Annotated in this window: 12 protein-coding genes; 9 read left to right on the top strand and 3 right to left on the bottom strand. The window is 71.4% G+C overall.

The window, feature by feature from the left end; translation table 11 throughout:
* The first annotated feature begins 1 nt into the window (after nt 1).
* The 5 genes from mtrB (at nt 2) to IE258_RS12045 (ending at nt 6,934) form a co-directional block, all read left to right on the top strand.
* Nucleotides 2-2,077, top strand: a complete 2,076-nt coding sequence (gene mtrB / locus IE258_RS12065; RefSeq protein WP_189742589.1) for a two-component system sensor histidine kinase MtrB — start codon at nt 2-4, stop codon at nt 2,075-2,077.
* Nucleotides 2,067-3,914, top strand: coding sequence for an LpqB family beta-propeller domain-containing protein (locus IE258_RS12060; protein WP_189742587.1), 1,848 nt, complete (start codon nt 2,067-2,069; stop codon nt 3,912-3,914). Before mtrB ends, IE258_RS12060 begins: the two co-directional genes overlap by 11 nt.
* Before the next feature lie 106 nt (nt 3,915-4,020).
* Nucleotides 4,021-4,935 carry a ComF family protein gene (locus tag IE258_RS12055; protein WP_189742585.1) on the top strand — a complete coding sequence of 305 codons (915 nt, stop codon included), beginning with the start codon at nt 4,021-4,023 and terminating at the stop codon, nt 4,933-4,935.
* A 313-nt stretch (nt 4,936-5,248) separates the two neighbouring features.
* Nucleotides 5,249-5,941, top strand: coding sequence for a ribosome hibernation-promoting factor, HPF/YfiA family (hpf, locus tag IE258_RS12050; RefSeq protein WP_016326377.1), 693 nt, complete (start codon nt 5,249-5,251; stop codon nt 5,939-5,941).
* A 228-nt stretch (nt 5,942-6,169) separates the two neighbouring features.
* Nucleotides 6,170-6,934 carry a response regulator gene (locus IE258_RS12045; RefSeq protein WP_104635078.1) on the top strand — a complete coding sequence of 255 codons (765 nt, stop codon included), beginning with the start codon at nt 6,170-6,172 and terminating at the stop codon, nt 6,932-6,934.
* A 39-nt stretch (nt 6,935-6,973) separates the two neighbouring features.
* Here the strand turns inward: IE258_RS12045 and IE258_RS12040 are convergent, their stop codons facing one another.
* Together IE258_RS12040 and IE258_RS12035 are read right to left on the bottom strand one after the other, a co-directional pair.
* Nucleotides 6,974-8,149, bottom strand: a complete 1,176-nt coding sequence (locus tag IE258_RS12040; protein WP_189742583.1) for a winged helix-turn-helix domain-containing protein — start codon at nt 8,147-8,149, stop codon at nt 6,974-6,976.
* Between the two features lie 224 nt (nt 8,150-8,373).
* Nucleotides 8,374-8,943: a GNAT family N-acetyltransferase gene (locus tag IE258_RS12035; protein ID WP_189742581.1), complete on the bottom strand. Its 570-nt coding sequence runs from the start codon at nt 8,941-8,943 to the stop codon at nt 8,374-8,376.
* Nucleotides 8,944-9,222: 279 nt separating this feature from the next.
* On the opposite strand from IE258_RS12035, the gene secA reads away from it, so the two are divergent.
* Nucleotides 9,223-12,066 carry a preprotein translocase subunit SecA gene (gene secA / locus IE258_RS12030; protein ID WP_189742579.1) on the top strand — a complete coding sequence of 948 codons (2,844 nt, stop codon included), beginning with the start codon at nt 9,223-9,225 and terminating at the stop codon, nt 12,064-12,066.
* Nucleotides 12,067-12,208: 142 nt separating this feature from the next.
* On the opposite strand, the gene IE258_RS41155 is transcribed toward secA, so the two are convergent.
* Nucleotides 12,209-13,066, bottom strand: a complete 858-nt coding sequence (locus tag IE258_RS41155; RefSeq protein WP_373309744.1) for an Rv3235 family protein — start codon at nt 13,064-13,066, stop codon at nt 12,209-12,211.
* Nucleotides 13,067-13,396: 330 nt separating this feature from the next.
* On the opposite strand from IE258_RS41155, the gene IE258_RS12020 reads away from it, so the two are divergent.
* The 3 genes from IE258_RS12020 (at nt 13,397) to IE258_RS12010 (ending at nt 20,112) form a co-directional block, all read left to right on the top strand.
* Nucleotides 13,397-13,900, top strand: coding sequence for a DUF6912 family protein (locus IE258_RS12020; protein ID WP_189742577.1), 504 nt, complete (start codon nt 13,397-13,399; stop codon nt 13,898-13,900).
* A gap of 58 nt (nt 13,901-13,958) precedes the next feature.
* Nucleotides 13,959-14,630, top strand: coding sequence for an HAD family hydrolase (locus IE258_RS12015; RefSeq protein ID WP_189742575.1), 672 nt, complete (start codon nt 13,959-13,961; stop codon nt 14,628-14,630).
* Nucleotides 14,631-15,150: 520 nt separating this feature from the next.
* A complete protein-coding gene (locus IE258_RS12010) occupies nt 15,151-20,112 on the top strand; it encodes an NAD-glutamate dehydrogenase (protein WP_189742573.1) in 4,962 nt (1,653 codons plus the stop codon).
* The last annotated feature ends 115 nt before the right edge of the window (nt 20,113-20,227 follow it).

Here is a 20,227-nt window from a genome sequence, read left to right as displayed (position 1 = left end):
CATGGCCAGGGACAGTGCCGCTTCGGCGCCCGGGTCCGGGGCCCGCGCCGGACGGCCTGTCGGCCACCGGAGCGCCGGCTCCCGCCTCTTCGGCCAGGTGCTGGAGGGCGGGCTGCTGCACGGCGGGGTGCAGGGCAGCCCGGTGCTCCGTCTGTTCATGCGCTGGGTGCGCCGTCCGCTGCTGCCGGTCATGCGGCTGTGGCGGCGCAACATCCAGCTCAAGGTCGTCGCCACCACCCTGCTGATGTCGCTGGGCGTGGTGCTGCTGCTCGGCTTCGTGGTGATCGGGCAGGTCCGCAACGGGCTGCTCGACGCCAAGGTGAAGGCATCCCAGAGCCAGGCCACCGGTGGCTTCACGGCGGCCAAGCAGAAGGCCGAGGAGGCGGCGAGCACCAACGGCGACGACGGCACCCCCGCGGACGGGCGTCCCTCGCAGAACGTCATCCAGTGGATGAGCGAGCTGGTGAAGTCGCTCTCCAGCGGTGGCCAGAGCGCCTTCGACGTGGTCACCCTCCCCATGGGCGGGGAGAGCGGCAGCGGACGCGGTCCGCGCGCCTCCGGAACGGTCGACTGGGCGGTCAGCGTCCCCGAGGACCTGCGGGAGCGGATCGACGGTGACACCGCGGCCGCCCAGAGCTACACCCGGATCGTCTACACCTCCGACCAGGCGTCCCAGCCCGGACTGGTCATCGGCAAGCAGGTCAACGACCCGAACGGCGAGCCGTACCAGCTGTACTACCTCTTCCCACTGACCCAGGAGGAGAAGTCCCTCAGCCTGGTCAGGGGCACCCTGGCCACGGCCGGGCTCTTCGTCGTCGTACTGCTGGGGGCCATCGCCTGGCTCGTGGTGCGCCAGGTCGTCACGCCGGTACGGATGGCGGCGAGCATCGCCGAGCGGCTGTCGGCCGGGCGGCTCCAGGAACGGATGAAGGTCACCGGCGAGGACGACATCGCCCGGCTCGGCGAGGCATTCAACAAGATGGCGCAGAACCTCCAGCTCAAGATCAGCCAGCTGGAGGACCTCTCACGGATGCAGCGGCGGTTCGTCTCCGACGTGTCGCACGAGCTGCGGACGCCGCTGACCACCGTACGGATGGCGGCCGACGTCATCCACGACGCGCGCGTGGACTTCGATCCGGTGACCGCGCGGTCGGCCGAACTGCTCGCCGACCAGCTGGACCGGTTCGAGACGCTGCTCGCCGACCTGCTGGAGATCAGCCGCTTCGACGCGGGCGCCGCGGCGCTGGAGGCGGAGCCGATAGACCTCAGGGAGGTCGTACGGCGCGTCGTCAGCGGTGCGGAGCCGCTCGCCGAGCGCAAGGGCACGGAGATACGCGTCACCGGCGACCAGCAGCCCGTCGTCGCCGAGGCGGACGCCCGGCGCGTGGAACGCGTGCTGCGCAACCTCGTCGTCAACGCCGTCGAGCACGGCGAGGGCCGGGACGTCGTCGTCAAGCTCGCCGCGGCCGGGGGCGCGGTCGCCGTCGCGGTGCGCGACTACGGCGTCGGACTCAAGCCGGGTGAGGCCACCCGGGTCTTCAGTCGCTTCTGGCGGGCCGACCCGGCACGCGCGCGTACCACCGGCGGTACGGGGCTGGGGCTGTCGATCGCCCTGGAGGACGCGCGGCTGCACGGCGGCTGGCTGCAGGCGTGGGGCGAGCCCGGTGGCGGCTCGCAGTTCCGGCTGACGCTGCCCAGGACCGCGGACGAGCCGCTCAGGGGTTCGCCGATACCGCTGGAACCGACGGACTCGCGCCGCAACCGCGGACTCAACGACGCGGGCCTCGCCGACCCGGCGGTGGCGCACGGCACGGACAAGCCGGTCGGCGTTCCGGCGCAGATGTCGGCCGGGCAGGCCGCAGCGGTGTCCGCGCGCGGACCGATAACGCCCCGGCAGGCCACGGTGACCCCCACGGCCGATCCGACGGCGCTGCCGGGCAACGGCGCGCGCGTGGTGCCCCGGCCCGTGTCGGGCGCCCGGAGACAGGACGGCGGTCCGGCACCGGAGGCGGCGAACCGCCCGGACGCCGGTCCCGAGGACTCGAGCAGGCAAGGGGAGGCATCTCGTGGGCGCTGACCGCGGGAGGGGCGGTCGGCGCGGGCCGGCCCGCGTGGTGGCGTACGCCGTCGGGGGTGTCGTACTGCTGGCCGGGTGTGCGTCCATGCCCGACAGCGGGGACCTCCGGGGCGTGGAGTCCACGCCCCGGCAGGACCCGCAGGTGCGGGTGTTCGCGATGCCGCCGCAGGAGGACGCTCCGCCCTCCGACATCGTGCAGGGCTTCCTGGAGGCGCTGACCAGCGACGACCCGCACTACGAGACGGCGCGCAAGTACCTGACCGGTGACGCCGCGAAGAACTGGCGGCCTGACGAGTCGGCGACGGTGCTCGCGGGCGGGCCCGGAACGGAGTCCGACCACTCGGGCAACCGCGAGGACGCCAACGACTACTCGATGACCCTGACCGGCGCCAAGGTGGCCACGGTGGACGCGCAGCAGTCCTACTCGCCGGCCGACGGTGCGTACCGCGAGTCGGTGCACCTCAGCCGGGACGGCAAGACCAAGCAGTGGCGCATCGACGTGCTGCCGCAGGGCGTCGTCATGGGCAAGTCCGACTTCCAGCGCAACTACATGTCGGTCAACCGGTACTACTTCGCCTCGAACAGCGCGATGCGCGCGAACGCCGAGAACGAGCCGGTCCGGGAACCGTCCGCCGTCGCCGACCCCGTCTACGTGCGCCGGCGCGTGGATCCGATGACCCAGGTGGTGCGTTCCCTGCTCAGCGGGCCGACGAGCCTGCTGGGCCCCGTGGTCAGGTCCAGCTTCCCGACCGGGACGGCGCTGGCGAAGAACGCCGGCGCGCTGACGCCCGACGACCGCAGCAAGCTGACCGTGCCGCTGAACGACAAGGCGGCCCGGGCCGGCGCGGACAAGTGCGACGAGATGGCCGCACAGCTCCTCTTCACGCTGCAGAACCTCACGCCGGCGGTGGAGGAGGTCGAACTGCGCTCGGGCGGGGAGAAGCTGTGCTCGCTCTCCGAGGACCGGGCCGAGACGGTGGCGACGCGCGGCTCGGCACAGCGGCCCGACTACCTGTACTTCGTCGACGAGAAGGACCGCCTGGTGCGGATCGCCGCCGGCAGCAACGGGACCCGGGCCGAACCCGTGCCGGGACCGCTGGGCGAGGGCAACCGCGCCCTGCGGTCGGTGGCGGTGTCGCGCGACGAGCACAGCGCGGGCGGGATCGGTCTCGACAACAAGTCGCTGTACGTCGGTTCGCTGGTGTCGGGCGGTTCGCTCGGCGACCCCGTGCTGAGCAGCGGGGGCAAGTCGGAGACGGACCGGCTGACCCCGCCCAGCTGGGACACGCAGGGCGACCTGTGGATCGCCGACCGCAACCCGGCCGATCCGAGGCTGCTGCTGCTGGAGGACGGTGCGGGCGATCCGGTGGAGGTGCGGACGCCGGGGCTCGACGGGCGCGTCCAGGCGGTGCGGGTGGCCGCCGACGGGGTGCGGATCGCGCTCGTCGTGGAGAAGGACGACAAGCGGTCGCTGCTCATCGGACGGATCGAACGGGACGGGAAGGCCGGCGAGCCGCCCGCGGTCACCGTGCTGGAACTGCGCTCCGCGACCCCCGAGCTGGAGGAGGTCACGGCCATGTCCTGGGCGGGCGACGCCCGGCTCGTGGTGGTCGGGCGCGAGCGCGGGGGCGTGCAGCAGATCGGTTACGTCCAGGTCGACGGCTCGACGCCGGAGGCATCGGTGCCCGCCGCGCTGACCGGCGTCAAGGAGATCGCCGCGACCGAGGACGAGCGGCTGCCGCTGGTGGCGTACTCGGAGGACCTGATCGTGCGGCTGCCGTCCGGGCTCCAGTGGCAGAAGGTGACGGAGGGGACCGCGCCGGTCTATCCGGGGTGAGGCGTCCGGTTCGGCCGTGGGCGGCCGACCGGGTTTTCCACAGCACGCCGGGGCGGGTTTTCCACAGGCATGGCAGGGCTCCGCACAGGTGGGCACAGTGGTGGCCATGCGGGGATTGCGGACAGTGCGGGAATGGTGGGCGGACCTCACGGACCTGGTGCTGCCGGCCGAGTGCGGCGGCTGCGGCAGGGCACGCGAGGTGCTGTGCCCTCGGTGTCGTACGGCGTTGAGCGGCGACCCGCCGTGCCGGGTGCGTCCGGACCCGGAGCCCCCGGGTCTGCCCGCGGTGCACGCGGCCGCGCCGTACGCGGACGAGGTGCGGGCGGCGCTGCTGGCCCACAAGGAGCGGGGTGTGCTGGCCCTCGCGGCACCGCTCGGCGCGGCACTGGCGGGAGCGGTGCGGGCGGGGCTCCGGGAGGCGTGGACGGCCACGGGCGGAGCGGGTGCTCCCGACGGGGGCGGCATACGACGGGTGCGGGGGCCGGTGCTGCTGGTGCCCGTGCCGTCGGCGCGCGGCGCGGTACGGACGCGCGGGCACGACCCGGCGCGGCGGATCGCCCTCGTGGCGTCGGGTGAACTGCGGCGCAGCGGGGTGTCGGCCCGGGTGTCGGGAGTGCTGCGGCAGCGGTACGCCGTGGCCGACCAGTCGGGCCTCGACGCGCGGCGGCGGCTGGCCAACCTCGCGGGCGCGCTGGCGGTGGCTCCGGGCGGTGGCGGGCTGCTGCGCGGCGCGGTGGTCGTCCTGGTCGACGACCTGATGACGACGGGGGCGTCGCTGGCCGAGGCGGCGCGTGCGGTGCGCGCGGCGAGGACCGCCGCCGTTGAGTCGGAGGCCGGGCCCGGCACGTACGGGACGGCGAGATCGACTGTGTATCCGGCGGCGGCAGGGGAAGGCAGAGAGGAACGGAAGACCGGGCCCCGAATGGCGGGTCCGTATGGAGGCGGTGGCGTGATCAGTGAAGCGATCTGCGCGGCGGTGGTCGCGGCTTCACCAGATTCCTTCGAAATAAACCGGAACTGACTGAGAACTTACGTCGTTGCAGGTAATGAGCGAGTCAATTCACCGGAACGGAGGTACGCCGCGGTAGAGGGTGACGACATCCGTCCGGGCGAGATATGTTCGGTTGTGAGGCAAAGCCGCAGGCCACACCTCTCATATCCGAATGCCGTGCTGCGGGTTTTACCGTCATCACCCGCGCCGGTGGAGTGGAGATCCCGCCCGCGGGGGAGGAGGTGGACGTCACCGAGTCCGAGGTTTCGGGAGAGACCGGAACCTGGTGCAAAAGGGAGATGCTCCGCCGTCGAAGCGGAGCGATCCGGGAACGGAGTTCTGCGTGGACATCGTCGTCAAGGGCCGCAAGACCGAGGTGCCCGAGCGGTTCCGGAAGCACGTGGCCGAGAAGCTGAAGCTGGAGAAGATCCAGAAGCTCGATGGCAAGGTGATCAGCCTCGACGTCGAGGTGTCCAAGGAGCCGAACCCCCGGCAGGCGGACCGCTGCGACCGAGTGGAGATCACGCTCCGCTCCCGCGGTCCGGTCATTCGGGCGGAGGCGGCGGCGAGCGACCCCTACGCGGCGCTCGACCTGGCGGCGGAGAAGCTCGGCGCACGGCTGCGCAAGCAGCACGACAAGCGCTTCTCGCGCCGCGGCGCACGCCGGATCTCGGCGGCCGAGGTCGCCGACCACGTACCCGGCGCGGCGACACTCAACGGGAACGGCGACGTCGTCCCGACGGAGAAGCAGGACGGCGTACCCACCAAGAAGATCGGCTCGCTGGAGGTCCAGGGCGACGGCCCGCTCGTCGTCCGGGAGAAGACCCACGTGGCCGCACCGATGTCCCTCGACCAGGCGCTCTACGAGATGGAGCTGGTCGGGCACGACTTCTACCTGTTCGTCGACTCCGAGACGAAGGAGCCCAGCGTCGTCTACCGGCGGCACGCCTACGACTACGGCGTGATCCACCTGACCACGGACACGATGGTCACCCAGGCGCATGCTCCCGACGCGGGGGACGCGCTCGGCGGCTGACCCGTCCCGCCGGGTGACAGCCGTCCGGTGCCCCTGGAGCGCGTGTGCGCCCCCAGGGGCACCGGCGTGCGACGGTGCGCGAGGGTGTGCGACCCCAACGCTGCCCATTCGGTCACCCCGCTGTCGGCCGGGCATGGAATCATGGCGGCAACGGCCCAACCGGTGGGTCGTTGCTCTGGGTTGGCGATGGCTCAGGACCACGTGCCACAGCCTTCAGGGGGAGGAACGATGGCGGACAGTTTCGGACCGATGCGGGGCGCGGGCGTCGACCACGGGATCGACGACGGGGCATCCGGCATGGGCCCGGACGCGGACGCGGGCTCCGCACGCGAGGAGCCGATCAGGGTGCTGGTCGTGGACGACCACGCCCTCTTCCGCCGCGGCCTGGAGATCGTGCTGGCGGCCGAGGAGGACATCCAGGTCGTGGGAGAGGCCGGGGACGGCGCCGAGGCCGTGGAGAAGGCCGCCGACCTGCTGCCGGACATCGTCCTGATGGATGTGCGCATGCCCAAACGGGGCGGTATCGAGGCCTGCACCTCCATCAAGGAGGTGGCCCCCAGTGCCAAGATCATCATGCTGACGATCAGTGACGAGGAGGCCGACCTCTACGACGCGATCAAGGCGGGCGCGACCGGATATCTCCTCAAGGAGATCTCCACCGACGAGGTGGCCACCGCCATTCGCGCGGTGGCCGACGGGCAGTCCCAGATCAGTCCGTCCATGGCGTCGAAACTGCTCACCGAGTTCAAGTCGATGATCCAGCGGACCGACGAACGCCGACTGGTGCCCGCGCCGCGGCTCACGGACCGCGAGCTTGAGGTCCTCAAACTCGTCGCCACGGGAATGAACAACCGCGACATCGCGAAGGAACTGTTCATTTCCGAGAACACCGTGAAGAACCACGTGCGCAACATCCTGGAGAAACTCCAGCTGCACTCCAGGATGGAGGCCGTGGTGTACGCGATGCGGGAGAAGATCCTCGAGATCCGGTGAGCCGCCGCGCCGCCGCGCCGGTGACGAACCGGTTCCCGGTCAGGCCAGCAGCCGGGCCAGCTCGCGGGTGAGGGGCTCGCGCAGCTCCGGGGCCTCGACCCGCTCCACCCGTACATCCGTGCAGTCCACCCAGCTCGCCGCCTCGACCAGGGCCTGGGCCACCGCCGGGGCCGCCTTCCGGCCGGCCAGCGTGACCTGCTTGACGACCAGGGTGCGCCCCTCGCGGGCCGGGTCCACCCGCCCGACGAGCCGGCCGCCGGCCAGGACCGGCATCGCGAAGTAGCCGTGCACCCGCTTCTGCTTGGGCACGTAGGCCTCCAGGCGGTGGGTGAAGCCGAAGATCCGCTCCGTGCGCGCCCGCTCCCAGATGAGGGAGTCGAAGGGTGAGAGCAGCGTCGTGCGGTGACGGCCGCGCGGGGGAGTCTCCAGGGCCGCCGGGTCCGCCCAGGCCGGCCGGCCCCAGCCCTGCACCGTGACCGGCACCAGGCCCGAGTCGCCGATCACGGCGTCGACCTGCTCGGCCTTGAGACGGTGGTAGTCCGCGATGTCCGCGCGCGTCCCGACGCCCAGGGACTGCCCGGCCAGCCGGACCAGGCGGCGCAGGCACTCGGTGTCGTCCAGGTCGTCGTGGAGCAGGGCGGCCGGGACCGCGCGCTCGGCCAGGTCGTACACCCGCTTCCAGCCGCGGCGCTCCACGCACACCACCTCGCCGTACATGAGCGCGCGCTCGACGGCGACCTTCGTGCCCGACCAGTCCCACCACTCGCTGGTCTTCTTCGCGCCGCCCAGGTCCGTCGCGGTGAGGGGGCCCTCGGTGCGGAGCTGCTTGACGACGCGGTCGTAGTCGCCGTCGGGGAGGTGGTGGTTCCAGTGCGGGCGGTTGCGGTACGCGCGGCGGCGGAAGGCGAAGTGGGGCCACTCCTCGATGGGGAGGATGCAGGCGGCGTGGGACCAGTACTCGAAGGCGTGGGTGTCCGTCCAGTACGCGTCGTCCACGGTCCGGCGGCCGACCGCGCCCAGGCGGGCGTACGGGACGAGTTCGTGGGAGCGGGCGAGGACCGAGATGGTGTCGAGCTGCACCGCGCCCAGGTGACGGAGGACGCCGCGGACGCCTGCGCGGCGGTCGGGGGCGCCGAGGAAGCCCTGCGCGCGGAGGGCGAGGCGGCGGGCCTCGTCTGCGGACAGTTCCGTGGCGGGGGGCGGGAGGGTCGTCATACGTCCGCACGATAGGGGGTGGGTCTGACAGTGGGGGTGGGGTGCGGGGTTGTTGTGGGGTGGGGTGCGGGGTGCGGTGGGCCGGGGCTCGGGTGGCGCCCGGCGTGGGTGCGGGCGGGGGCGGGGCCGCAACCCGGCGTTGCGGGGTGCCGCTGCGCCCCCCCGTGCCGCCCCAGCGGCACGACTGCCCGCAGCTAGCGGGACGGCGGCGCGGCTGCTCGCGGTCAGGCCTGGGCGGGCAGGTACGGGGACGTTGATGGAAGGGAGAGGTCTGAGGGCAGGAGGGAGCCGATCCAGGAGTCGCGGCGTACGCCCTTGTTGTTGATCGCGGAGCGCAACGTGCCCTCCATGGTGTAGCCCGCGCGTTGGGCCACCGCGCGGGAGGCCGTGTTGCCGACCTCGGCGCGCCATTCCACGCGGTCGAGGGCGCGCTCGGTGAAGGCCCAGCGGGAGACGGTGACGGCGGCCTCGGTGACGTAACCCCGGCCGCGGTGCTCCTTGGTTCCCCAGAACCCGATCTCGCCGACGCCCAGGGAGATCATCGTGACGCCGAGCATGCCCACCAGGTCCCCGGCGGGTAGGAAGAGGCCGAAGGTGAACATCGAGTCGTTCGCCCAGCCCTCGGGGACCATCTGCTCCGTGAATCCCCGCGCGTGCTCCGGGAGGTAGGGGGAGGGGATCGTCGTCCAGCGCTGGATTTCGGGATCCTGGCAGGCGACGTACACGGCGTCGGTGTCCTGGGGGCCGACCGTGCGCAGGACGAGGCGGTCGGTGGTCAGAGTGACGGGTTCCATCGGCCGATTCTGCTCGGAGCCCGGTGGCGCTGCCAATGTTTTACCGTCCGCGAAGATCCCGTCACCCCGCGTGGGATTCGCCGGAACGTGCGGCACCATCCGCGGGGCCCGGACGTTGAAAGGGGTGACAGCAGACAGGGATGCTGGATGGAAGGAGTGGACGGTCCCCGTTACGGCAGGCCTCCCGGCGCGCCGGGGTCCTCGCATACGATGGCCGTTGCCCGATCCGTCACAGGAAACCGACCGTCCCAGGCCCGACCGGCAAGGAGACCAACCCCCGTGTCCGTCCTCTCGAAGCTCATGCGTGCAGGCGAAGGCAAGATCCTGCGCAAGCTGCACCGCATCGCGGACCAGGTCAACTCCATCGAAGAGGACTTCGCTGACCTCTCCGACGCCGAGCTGCGGGCCCTCACCGACGAGTACAAGCAGCGCTACGCCGACGGTGAGAGCCTTGACGACCTGCTGCCCGAAGCCTTCGCCACCGTCCGCGAGGCCGCCAAGCGCGTGCTGGGCCAGCGCCACTACGACGTGCAGATCATGGGCGGCGCCGCCCTTCACATGGGATACGTCGCGGAGATGAAGACCGGTGAGGGCAAGACCCTCGTCGGCACGCTGCCCGCCTACCTCAACGCCCTGTCCGGCGAGGGCGTGCACATCGTCACGGTCAACGACTACCTGGCCGAGCGCGACTCCGAGATGATGGGCCGCGTCCACAAGTTCCTCGGTCTGAACGTCGGCTGCATCCTCGCCAACCAGACGCCGGCCCAGCGCCGCGAGATGTACGGCTGCGACATCACCTACGGCACGAACAACGAGTTCGGCTTCGACTACCTGCGCGACAACATGGCGTGGTCCAAGGACGAGCTCGTCCAGCGCGGTCACAACTTCGCCATCGTCGACGAGGTCGACTCCATCCTCGTCGACGAGGCCCGTACGCCGCTGATCATCTCCGGCCCGGCCGACCAGGCCACCAAGTGGTACGGCGACTTCGCCAAGCTGGTCACCCGCCTGAAGAAGGGCGAGGCCGGCAACACCCTCAAGGGCATCGAGGAGACCGGCGACTACGAGGTCGACGAGAAGAAGCGCACCGTCGCCATCCACGAGTCGGGCGTGTCCAAGGTCGAGGACTGGCTGGGCATCGACAACCTCTACGAGTCGGTGAACACCCCGCTGGTCGGGTACCTGAACAACGCCATCAAGGCCAAGGAACTGTTCAAGAAGGACAAGGACTACGTCGTCCTCGACGGCGAAGTCATGATCGTCGACGAGCACACCGGCCGTATCCTCGCCGGCCGCCGCTACAACGAGGGCATGCACCAGGCGATCGAGGCGAAGGAAGGGGTGGACATCAAGGACGAGAACCAGACGCTCGCCACGATCACCCTCCAGAACTTCTTCCGCCTCTACAAGCGCCACGACCACGACGGCAAGGAACAGCCCGGTCTGTCCGGCATGACCGGTACGGCGATGACCGAGGCCGCCGAGTTCCACCAGATCTACAAGCTCGGTGTGGTGCCCATCCCGACCAACCGCCCCATGGTGCGCAAGGACCAGTCGGACCTGATTTACCGCACCGAGGTCGCCAAGTTCGAGGCGGTCGTCGACGACATCGAGGAGAAGCACCGCAAGGGCCAGCCGATCCTCGTCGGCACCACCTCGGTCGAGAAGTCCGAGTACCTCTCGCAGCAGCTCAGCAAGCGCGGCGTCCAGCACGAGGTGCTCAACGCCAAGCAGCACGACCGGGAGGCGACGATCGTCGCCCAGGCGGGCCGCAAGGGTTCCGTGACGGTGGCCACGAACATGGCCGGCCGCGGTACGGACATCAAGCTCGGCGGCAACCCCGAGGACCTCGCCGAGGCGGAGCTGCGCCAGCGCGGCCTCGACCCCGAGGAGCACATCGAGGAGTGGGCCGCGGCCCTGCCCGGCGCGCTGGAGCGGGCCGAGCAGGCGGTCAAGGCCGAGTTCGAAGAGGTCAAGGAGCTGGGCGGCCTCTACGTGCTGGGCACCGAGCGGCACGAGTCGCGACGCATCGACAACCAGCTGCGCGGTCGTTCCGGCCGTCAGGGCGACCCCGGCGAGTCCCGCTTCTACCTCTCCCTGGGCGACGACCTGATGCGCCTGTTCAAGGCCCAGATGGTCGAGCGCGTGATGTCCATGGCGAACGTGCCGGACGACGTGCCGATCGAGAACAAGATGGTCACGCGCGCGATCGCGTCCGCCCAGTCGCAGGTCGAGACGCAGAACTTCGAGACCCGTAAGAACGTCCTGAAGTACGACGAGGTCCTCAACCGCCAGCGTGAGGTCATCTACGGCGAGCGTCGCCGCGTTCTGGAGGGCGAGGACCTGCAGGAGCAGATCCAGCACTTCATGAACGACACGATCGACGCCTACGTGCAGGCGGAGACCGCCGAGGGCTTCCCGGAGGACTGGGACCTCGACCGGCTGTGGGGCGCCTTCAAGCAGCTCTACCCGGTGAAGGTCACCGTCGAGGAGCTGGAGGAGGCGGCCGGCGACCGGGCCGGCCTGACCGCCGACTACATCGCGGAGTCCATCAAGGACGACGTCATGGAGCAGTACGAGGCGCGGGAGAAGCAGCTCGGCTCCGAGATCATGCGCGAGCTGGAGCGCCGGGTCGTCCTGTCGGTCCTGGACCGCAAGTGGCGCGAGCACCTCTACGAGATGGACTACCTCCAGGAGGGCATCGGCCTGCGCGCGATGGCGCAGAAGGACCCGCTGGTCGAGTACCAGCGCGAGGGCTTCGACATGTTCCAGGCCATGATGGAGGGCATCAAGGAGGAGTCCGTCGGCTACCTGTTCAACCTGGAGGTCCAGGTCGAGCAGCAGGTCGAGGAGGTCCCCGTCGAGGACGCGTCGCCGTCGCTCGACAAGGGTGCGCAGGACGCGGTCCCGGCCCAGGCGGGCGCCCGTCCGGAGATCCGGGCCAAGGGCCTCGACGCGCCGCAGCGCCGGGACCTGCACTTCTCCGCGCCGACCGTGGACGGCGAGGGCGGCGTAGTCGAGGGCGAGTTCAGCGACGGCGAGCCCGCGCAGGGCCAGTCGGACGGGCTCACGCGCGCGGAGCGCCGCAAGCAGGCCAAGGGCGGGCGGCGTCGCAAGAAGTGACGGCGCGGTGCCCTCGGGCGCCGCAGCGGTGGGAAGGGCCGGTCGCCTCGGGTGACCGGCCCTTCGGCCTGTTCCGGAAGCCGCATCCCGGCAGGCCGTGTTCCGGCAGGCCGCGTTCCGGCTGGCCGGCCCGGACGGACGGTCAGTCGTCGTCCGCGCGCGTCCGTCGGGGGCCGCCCACTTCCACCGCCGTGCAGCGCCAGCGCAGGTCCCGGCCCTGCTCCAGGCGGAACGCCATCGCACGCAGCCGGTCGCCCGCGCCGATGCGCGCGAAGACCTCCAGGGCGCCCGGCCGGGGCTCGAAGTAGCCGATGTCGCGGACGACGGGCAGGGTGCCGCGGGTGCGCAGCGGGCCGCGTTCGGCGAGGTGTGCCAGGTCGTCGTAGGCGCGGCCGACGGTGTGCCGGAGCATCGAGTGGACGGGGCGCCGACCGCTGAGGACGCCTAGCAGGAGCTCGGCGAAGTGGTCGGTGGGGCGCAGCTGCGGGACGGGCCGGCGAGGCGTCTGAGCGGGGACTACAGGCGCCGTGGAGGGCCGGGTGGCCCGGCCCGGTCCCGCCGTGGGCGGGCGGGTGTCCGCCGGTCGCGTACGTGAGCGCTGGGAGCGGCCGGGAGCCCCCGGCGGCCGCCCGCCGGACGCCGCGGCCCGCCCCGCACGCTCCCCCGGCCTGCGGGGCGGCGCACCGCCGCTCGCCCGGGGCGGGGCCCCGCCGGGTTCACCGGACACCGTCGCCCCCGGGCCGTACGACGGTGAGGCCGCCGGGCTGTACGACGGCGCGGTTCCCGGGGCGTAGGCCCCTGACGCCCCCGGGCCGTCCGACACCGTGGCTCCCGGAGCGTAGAAGGGCGCGGCCCCCGCGTCGTACGACGGTGTGGCCGCCCGGGCGTAGGAGGGCAGGGCGTCCGTGCCGGCGTGGGGCGGTGTGGCTCGCGGGCCGTAGGGCGGCGGTGGGGTGGGCGGGGAGGCGAGGGCGGTGGGGCGGGGCTGGGTTCGGGTCATGACCTTGCGCATGGGGGTCCCCGTTCGGCGGCCCGGTTGATACCGGGCGGTAACTTCGCGGTCGGTGATCTTGTACGGGGTGGAGGGGTGGCACGGCAAGGACGCGGGGGGTCGGGGCGAGGGGGTCGGGAGGTTCACCTATCAGAGTGATTCGAGGGAGCGGGGAGGCCCGGACTGCGGGGTGGGGAGGGTGAATTCGGGGACCGGGGTGGACGTGTCGGACGCCTTGGGTGGGGACCCGAAAGGGGACACCCGCACGTATCCTGAAGGCTCTCCCGCCGGGCATCCGAGCGCTCCGGCGGCGTCCCCGACCACGAAAGCGGCAGACTCATGCGCGTCTACGTCCCCCTGACCCTGTCCGGCCTCGCCGAGGCGCACCGGGCGGGGGAGCTGGGGACCGGGCCGCTCGTCGCCTACGCCGTCACGCCCGCGCTGCGCGAGTGGTACCTGTCGGACGACATCGAGGAGCTGGAGTACGCCGCCCTCAACCGGGCCGCCCTGGCCTCGCTGCGGCTGCTGGCGGCCGACCCGGCCACCGCACGGCGCCGGGTCGTGGTCGCCGCAGACGTACCCGACGGCGCCGCCGCGGCCGATCCCGACCGGGGTCTCGATCCGGCGGCGCTGGGCGAGGTGCGGGTCACCGGGCCGCTGCCGCTGGCCAAGGCGGCCGCGGTGCACGTCGACTCCGCCGACGCGGAGACGGACGTGAGCGCCGCGGCCGAGGCACTCGCGGCGGCGGACGGCGGGGACGACGACGCCCAGTTCGTCGTGGACGGCGCTGAGGACCACGAGCTGCTCTGGTACGCGACGCAGGAGCTCCCGAACCTGGTGTGACCAGGCACGTCGCATCGCGGTGTCCCGATTGTCAGTGGCGGCGGGTACGTTTTCGGGCATGGGGATGCAGACGGGCGCACACATCGTGTGGGACTGGAACGGCACGCTGTTCCACGACAACGACGCGATCATCGGGGCGACGAACGCGGCGTTCGCCGAGCTGGGGCTGGCGCCGATCACACTGGAGCGTTACCGGGCGCTGTACTGCGTGCCGGTGCCGAAGTTCTACGAGCGGCTGATGGGCCGGCTGCCCACCGACGCCGAGTGGGCGGTCATGGACGCGACCTTCCAGCGCCACTACAGCGTGCACCGGAGCCGGTGCGCGCTCGCGGACGGCGTCACGGAGCTGCTCGCCCAGTGGCGGTCGGCGGGGCGCAGCCAGTCGATCCTCAGCATGTACGGCCATGACGAGCTGGTGCCCCTGGTCAAGGGCTTCGGCATCGAGGCCCACTTCATACGCGTCGACGGGCGGACCGGGCCGTCCGGGGGCAGCAAGGCCGAGCACATGGTGCGGCACCTCGCGCAGCTGGAGCTGTCCGGGGTGGAGCCCGCCCGCACCGTGGTGATCGGCGACGCCGCCGACGACGCGGTGGCGGCGCGCCATGTGGGTGCGGGGGCGGTGCTGTACACCGGGGGGTCGCACAGCCGGGCCAGCCTGGAGGGGGCCGGGGTGCCGGTGGTGGACACGCTCGGGGAGGCCGTGGCGGTGGCGGAGCGGCTGGCGGGATGACACCGCCGTCCGGCGCCGGGGCGTGCCGGGCATCGGGCGTACCGGGACCACAGGGGTTACCGGTTGCGGGGCGTGCCCGGCGCCGCGTCGTAGCTGTGCGGAACGTCCAAGTTGTGGGCCCGGTTTTGTACACATGCGGCTCATGACGGGGAGCCCGTGGAGGGCGATAGCCTTGTGGGCGTGATCAGCGCGATAGCTCGCGGGGGCACTGGTGCCCCTGCCCTGCGCCCGGCACTCACGGACGACATCCGTGGCCGGGCGGCGGTCGCTGATCCTCGCGGGCGGGACGGGGCATCGAAGACCCCCGGTACGGCGCCGCGCACTCCCCGGACGGTGACGGCGAGAGCGAAGTCACACCCGGTGGGAGCGGCGACATTGGCTGATATGCCCCCGCTCCTCTCATCTTGCGGCATAGCGTCGGAGCAGACCGGACACCCCGTGTCCCGACGTCATGCCGGAAGGCAGGAGACCGTACTTCCTTCTACGTCACGCAACGGCGCGCGACAGGAGTCAGAGGACAATGCAGACCAAGCTGGACGAAGCCAAGGCCGAGCTGCTCGAAAGGGCTGCGCGGGTAGCTGAGAACAGCCCGGTCGGGGGGCACCTACCGACCGGGACGACGGGCGAGGGAACTCCGGGCACCCCGGACGGCCCGGACGGCGCCCCGGACTACGCATCCGTGTTCGCGTTCCTCCAGCGCTACTACCGGCACACCGCCCCGGAGGACCTCGCCGACCGCGACCCGGTCGACATCTTCGGGGCCGCCGTCTCGCACTACCGGCTGGCCGAGAACCGCCCGCAGGGCACGGCGAACGTCCGGGTGCACACCCCGACGGTCGAGGAGAACGGCTGGACGTGCAGCCACTCCGTCGTCGAGGTGGTCACCGACGACATGCCCTTCCTCGTCGACTCCGTGACCAACGAGCTGACCCGGCAGGGCCGCGGCATCCACGTCGTGGTCCACCCGCAGATCGTGGTGCGCCGCGACCTCACCGGCAAGCTCGTCGAGGTGCTCACCGGCGGCCCCGCCGCCGACCTGCCGCACGACGCGCACGTCGAGTCCTGGATCCACGTCGAGATCGACCGCGAGACCGACCGCGGCGACCTCAAGCAGATCACCGCCGACCTGCTGCGCGTGCTGAACGACGTCCGCGAGACCGTCGAGGACTGGGGCAAGATGCGGGACGCTGCCGTCCGCATCGCGGACCAGCTGTCGACCGAGGCGACCCCCGAGGACCTCCCGGCGCGTGAGCTGGAGGAGGCCCGCGAGCTGCTGCGCTGGCTGGCCGACGACCACTTCACCTTCCTCGGCTACCGCGAGTACCAGCTGCGCGAGGACGACTCCCTCGCCGCCGTCGCCGGTACCGGTCTCGGCATCCTGCGCTCCGACCCGCACCACGCGGCCGACGAGAGCCACCCCGTCAGCCCCTCCTTCGAGCGGCTGCCCGCCGACGCCCGGGCCAAGGCCCGCGAGCACCGGCTGCTGGTGCTGACCAAGGCGAACAGCCGGGCCACCGTGCACCGTCCCTCGTACCTCGACTACGTCGGCGTCAAGAAGTTCGACGAGAACGGCAACGTGGTCGGCGAGCGGCGCTTCCTCGGCCTGTTCTCCTCCGCCGCCTACACCGAGTCCGTCCGCCGGGTGCCGGTCGTGCGGCGCAAGGTGGAGGAGGTGCTGGAGCGGGCCGGGTTCTCGCCCAACAGCCACGACGGCCGGGACCTGCTGCAGATCCTGGAGACGTACCCGCGCGACGAGATGTTCCAGACCTCCGTCGAGGAGCTGGAGCCGATCGTCACCTCCGTGCTCTACCTCCAGGAGCGGCGCCGCCTGCGCCTCTACCTGCGCCAGGACGAGTACGGCCGCTACTACTCGGCCCTCGTCTACCTCCCCCGCGACCGCTACACCACCGGTGTCCGGCTGCGGATCATCGACATCCTCAAGGAGGAGCTCGGCGGCACCAGCGTCGACTTCACGGCCTGGAACACCGAGTCGATCCTGTCCCGGCTGCACTTCGTGGTCCGGGTCCCGCAGGGCACCGAGCTGCCGCACCTGTCCGACGCCGACAAGGAGCGCGTCGAGGCCCGTCTGGTCGAGGCCGCCCGCTCCTGGGCCGACGGTTTCGGCGAGGCGCTGACCGCCGAGTTCGGCGAGGAACGCGCCGCGGAGCTGCTGCGCCACTACGGGTCCGCCTTCCCCGAGGGCTACAAGGCCGACCACGGCCCGCGCTCCGCCGTCGCCGACCTCGGCCACCTGGAGCAGCTCGACGAGGAGAAGACCTTCGCGCTGAGCCTGTACGAGCCGGTCGGCGCCGCGCCCGAGGAACGGCGCTTCAAGATCTACCAGAAGGGCGGCTCGGTCTCCCTGTCCGCCGTGCTGCCGGTGCTCAGCCGGCTCGGCGTCGAGGTCACCGACGAGCGGCCCTACGAGCTGCGCTGCGCGGACCGCACCACGGCCTGGATCTACGACTTCGGCCTGCGCATGCCCAAGGCCCCGGCCGGCGGCGCCGACTACCTCGGCGACGACGCCCGCGAGCGCGTCCAGGACGCCTTCGCCGCCACCTGGACCGGCAAGGCGGAGAACGACGGCTTCAACGCCCTCGTGCTCAGCGCCGGCCTGACCTGGCGCGAGGCGATGGTGCTGCGCGCGTACGCCAAGTACCTGCGGCAGGCCGGTTCGACCTTCAGCCAGGACTACATGGAGGACACCCTCCGCAACAACGTCCACACCACGCGCCTGCTCATCAACCTGTTCGAGGCGCGGATGGCGCCCGAGCGGCAGCGGGCCGGGCGGGAGATCGTCGACGCCCTGCTCGAAGAGGTCGACGCGGCCCTCGACCAGGTCGCGAGCCTCGACGAGGACCGGATCCTGCGGTCCTTCCTCACCGTCATCAAGGCGACGCTGCGGACGAACTTCTTCCAGGAGGCGGCGGGCGGCAAGCCGCACGACTACGTCTCCATGAAGTTCGACCCGCAGGCCATCCCCGACCTCCCGGCGCCGCGCCCGGCGTTCGAGATCTGGGTGTACTCGCCGCGCGTCGAGGGCGTCCACCTGCGCTTCGGCAAGGTCGCCCGCGGTGGTCTGCGCTGGTCGGACCGTCGCGAGGACTTCCGCACCGAGATCCTCGGCCTGGTCAAGGCGCAGATGGTGAAGAACACCGTCATCGTGCCGGTGGGCGCCAAGGGCGGCTTCGTCGCCAAGCAGCTGCCCGACCCGAGCGTCGACCGCGACGCCTGGATGGCGGAGGGCATCGCCAGCTACAAGACGTTCATCTCGGCGCTGCTCGACATCACCGACAACATGGTGGCCGGCGAGGTCGTGCACCCCGCGGACGTCGTCCGGCACGACGAGGACGACACCTACCTCGTCGTCGCCGCCGACAAGGGCACCGCGAAGTTCTCCGACATCGCCAACGAGGTCGCCGAGTCCTACAACTTCTGGCTCGGCGACGCCTTCGCCTCCGGCGGCAGCGCGGGCTACGACCACAAGGGCATGGGCATCACCGCCCGCGGTGCCTGGGAGTCCGTCAAGCGGCACTTCCGGGAGCTGGGCGTGGACACCCAGACCCAGGACTTCACCGTCGTCGGCATCGGCGACATGTCCGGTGACGTCTTCGGCAACGGCATGCTGCTCAGCGAGCACATCCGCCTGGTCGCCGCCTTCGACCACCGGCACATCTTCATCGACCCGACACCGGAGGCGGCCACCTCGTACGCCGAGCGCCGCCGGCTGTTCGAGCTGCCCCGCTCCTCCTGGGAGGACTACAACACCGAGCTGCTCTCGGCGGGCGGTGGCATCTTCCCGCGCACGGCCAAGTCCATCCCGGTCAACGCGCACGTCCGCGAGGCCCTCGGCATCGAGTCGGGCATCACCAAGATGACCCCGGCCGAGCTGATGAAGGCGATCCTCAGCTCCCCGGTCGACCTGCTGTGGAACGGCGGCATCGGCACGTACGTCAAGGCGTCCACCGAGTCCAACGCGGACGTCGGCGACAAGGGCAACGACGCCATCCGCGTCGACGGCAAGGACCTGCGGGTCCAGGTCGTCGGCGAGGGCGGCAACCTGGGTCTGACCCAGCTGGGCCGGATCGAGTTCGCGCTGCAGGGCGGGCGGATCAACACCGACGCCATCGACAACAGCGCGGGCGTGGACACCTCCGACCACGAGGTGAACATCAAGATCCTGCTCAACGGTCTCGTCAAGGACGGCGACATGACCGTCAAACAGCGCAACAAGCTGCTCGCCCAGATGACCGACGAGGTCGGCGCGCTGGTCCTGCGCAACAACTACGCGCAGAACACGGCGATCGCCAACGCGCTCGCCCAGTCCAAGGACATGCTCCACGCCCAGCAGCGCTTCATGCGGCACCTGGTCAGGGAGGGCCACCTCAACCGGGCCCTGGAGTTCCTGCCCACCGACCGCCAGATCCGCGAGCGGCTGAGCAGCGGACACGGTCTGACCGGCCCGGAGACGGCCGTACTGCTGGCGTACACGAAGATCACGGTCGCCGAGGAGCTGCTGCACACCTCGCTGCCGGACGACCCGTACCTCAAGGGTCTGCTGCACGCCTACTTCCCGACGGCGCTGCGCGAGCAGTTCGCCGAGCAGGTCGACGGCCACCCGCTGCGCCGCGAGATCACGACGACCGTCCTGGTCAACGACACGGTCAACACGGGCGGTACGACGTATCTGCACCGGATGCGCGAGGAGACCGGTGCGTCGCTGGAGGAGATCGTGCGGGCGCAGACCGTGGCCCGGGCGATCTTCCGCTCGTCCCCGGTGTGGGACGCGGTGGAGGCCCTGGACACCAAGGTCGACGCCGCCGTCCAGACCCGGATCCGGCTGCACTCGCGCCGCCTGGTCGAGCGCGGAACGCGCTGGCTGCTCAACAACCGGCCGCAGCCGCTGGAGCTGGCCGAGACGGTGGAGTTCTTCGCCGAGCGGGTCGAGCAGGTGTGGTCGCAGCTGCCGAAGCTGCTGCGCGGCGCGGACGCGGAGTGGTACCAGCACATCCACGACGAGCTGACCGCCGCCGGGGTGCCGGACGAGCCGGCCACGCGGGTGGCCGGGTTCTCCTCGGCCTTCGCGACGCTGGACATCGTGTCGGTGGCCGACCGCATGGGCAAGGAGCCGCTGGAGGTCGCGGAGGTGTACTACGACCTCGCCGACCGGCTGGGTGTCACCCAGCTGATGGACCGGATCAGCGACCTGCCCCGGGACGACCGCTGGCAGTCCATGGCCCGTGCGGCGATCCGCGAGGACTTGTACGCGGCGCACGCGGCGCTGACCGCGGACGTTCTGGCGGTGGGCAACGGGTCGTCCACGCCGGAGCAGCGGTTCAAGGCGTGGGAGGAGAAGAACGCGGCGATTCTTGGGCGGGCGCGGACGACGCTGGAGGAGATCCGGGGGTCGGACGCGTTTGATCTGTCCAACCTTTCGGTGGCTATGCGGACGATGCGGACGTTGTTGCGTACGCATTCGTAGGCGGGCGGCGTTTGCGTCGTTGCTGTGAGAGGCGCCCTGGGCCGGGTTCGGTCCGGGGCGCCTTTGCGTGTGCGGCGGGGTGGGGGCTGGCCGGGGGTGGGTGCGCAGCCCGGCG

Origin of the sequence: Streptomyces tendae, from assembly GCF_014650435.1 — a bacterium.
Classification (GTDB): domain Bacteria; phylum Actinomycetota; class Actinomycetes; order Streptomycetales; family Streptomycetaceae; genus Streptomyces; species Streptomyces tendae.
Note: the sequence above shows the minus strand (reverse complement) of the source record. Positions and strands in the feature narration are given on the sequence as shown.